Source organism: Solicola agrisoli, from assembly GCF_049059935.1.
Classification (GTDB): domain Bacteria; phylum Actinomycetota; class Actinomycetes; order Propionibacteriales; family Nocardioidaceae; genus JAURVT01.
In genome coordinates, this window is the sequence record NZ_JBMGQR010000146.1 from 1 (window position 1) to 2,207 (window position 2,207).

Annotated in this window: 1 protein-coding gene and 1 pseudogene; one reads left to right on the top strand and one right to left on the bottom strand. The window is 73.5% G+C overall.

Annotated features, from left to right (window positions below; genetic code table 11):
• Nucleotides 1-1,036, bottom strand: a pseudogene (locus ACI6PP_RS23125) (hypothetical protein); the annotation flags it as partial.
• Between the two features lie 133 nt (nt 1,037-1,169).
• On the opposite strand from ACI6PP_RS23125, the gene ACI6PP_RS23130 reads away from it, so the two are divergent.
• Nucleotides 1,170-2,081, top strand: a complete 912-nt coding sequence (locus tag ACI6PP_RS23130; RefSeq protein WP_421114108.1) for an ABC transporter ATP-binding protein — start codon at nt 1,170-1,172, stop codon at nt 2,079-2,081.
• Nucleotides 2,082-2,207 lie beyond the last annotated feature (126 nt).

Sequence of the window (2,207 nt, forward strand, 5' to 3'; positions counted from 1 at the left end):
CCCGCATCGCCTGCTCGCGCTCGGCGGTCGACAGCTGCTGGCGCAGCGTCGACAGCAGCTCGCGGCGCGAGCCGATGTACAGGCCCCACCCGACCGTCAGGCCGATGACGGCCATCGTGGCGAAGAGCGTGAACCACCAGCTCTCGTCGGTGGAGGGGTTGAGGGTGCTCAGGACCGTGCCGACCACGACCGACAGCACCGCGATCGGGACGATCTCGCGCCACCGTCGCCGGGTCGACAGCGACACCAGGACGAGCGTCGCGGGCCCGCCGCTGGTCGCCGACACCACCCCGAAGAGGGTCACGACCAGGGCGACGAGGAACGGCGAGCGTCGCCGCCAGTGCATCAGCATGAGGGCGACCAGGCCGAGGCCGAGGTCGAGCCCCAGCCACCACCGGTCGTTCGACCACTGCCACTCGGCGAACGTCGACCACGCGACGCCCGAGATGGCCAGGACGAGCAGGAGCCGCCAGGTGTGGCCCCACCACCTCAGGGGCGGCGCGCTCGCGGGCTCGACGGGCCGGGTGGTGGCGCCGGCGGCGGCCAGGCGTCGCCGGACGGCGGGGACGAGCCGGTCGCTCGAGCCGACCAGCACGCCCAGGGCGACCGTCACCGCCACGGCGACGACCGCGAGGCCGCCGGCGGACCGCCACGACTCGTCGGAGGTCGGGTCCAGCCGCTCCGCCACCGTGCTCGCGACGACCGCGAGCGCCGCGACCGGGACGATCTCGCGCCACCGGCGTCGGGTCGACAGCGAGACCAGGGCCAGCGCGGCCGGGCCGGCGGCGGAGAACGACACGACGCCGGCGAGCGTCACGACGGTCGCCACCGTCACCGGACGGCGGCGGCGCCAGAGCACCAGGACGAGGGCCCCGACCCCGAGCAGGAGGTCGAGCGCGAGCCAGCGGCGATCGTTCGCCCACTGCCATCCCGCCACCGACCCCCAGGCGATCCCGGAGATGCCGAGGACCAGGGCCAGCCGCCACGTGTGACCCCACCACGTCAGCGGACGCGCTGCGGTGGGCTCGGTGGGCACGTCCGTCAGCGTAGGGGGGTGCGGGTCCGCCGGACCACCGTCCCGGGGTGAGGGTGACCCCCTACTTTCGGCTCAGGCGACTCAGGCTTCGTCCTGATGCGCCTCGCCCCCCGGCTGCGACAGGCTGGGGCCCATGATCACAGTCGAAGGTCTCTCCAAGCGCTACGGCGGCTTCGTCGCCGTCGACGACGTCTCGTTCACCGCACAGCCCGGTCAGGTGACCGGGTTCCTCGGCCCCAACGGCGCCGGCAAGTCCACCACGATGCGCATCATCACCGGGCTCACCCACCAGGACCGCGGCACCGCCACGGTCGGGGGCCACCGGTACGCCGAGCTGCCCAACCCCAGCCGCCACGTCGGCGTCCTGCTGGACGCCTCGGCCCAGCACGCCGGCCGCACCGGACGCGAGGTGCTCACGCTGGGCGCGATGACCATGGGACTGCCCATGTCGCGCGTCGAGGAGATGCTGAACCTCGTCAGCCTCACCGGCAGCGAGTCCAAGCGGCGCATCCGCAACTACTCGCTCGGCATGCGCCAGCGCCTCGGCATCGCCCACGCGCTGCTCGGCGACCCGCAGATCCTGATCCTCGACGAGCCCGCCAACGGCCTGGACCCGGCCGGCATCCACTGGATGCGCGGCCTGCTCCGCGAGTACGCGAACCGCGGTGGCACCGTCCTGCTGTCCTCGCACCTGCTGCACGAGGTCGAGGTGATCGCCGACGAGCTGATCGTCATCGGCAACGGCAAGATCCAGGCCCAGGGCACCAAGGCCGAGCTGCTGCAGACCGCCGGCACCTTCGTCCGGGCGCTCGAGCCGGACCTCCTGGTCGGCGCCCTGAGCCAGGCCGGCATCCACGCCACCCCCTCGGGCGACCGGGGCATGCGCACCGACGCGAGCCCCGAGGAGGTCGGCAAGGTCGCCGCCGCCGCGGGCATCGTGCTCGTCGAGCTGCGGGCGGCCGACGGCGCGGGCCTGGAGGAGATGTTCCTCCAGCTCACGTCCACCACCCAGCGCGAGAACGTCCCGCAAGGAGCACCCGCATGAGCACCGCCACCCTCGACCAGCCCACCGTGCAGGTCGACTCCCGTCCCATCCCGCTGTCGCGCCTGGTGAAGGTCGAGCTCCGCAAGCTCGCCGACACCCGGGCCGGGCTGTGGCTGCTGATCGCGG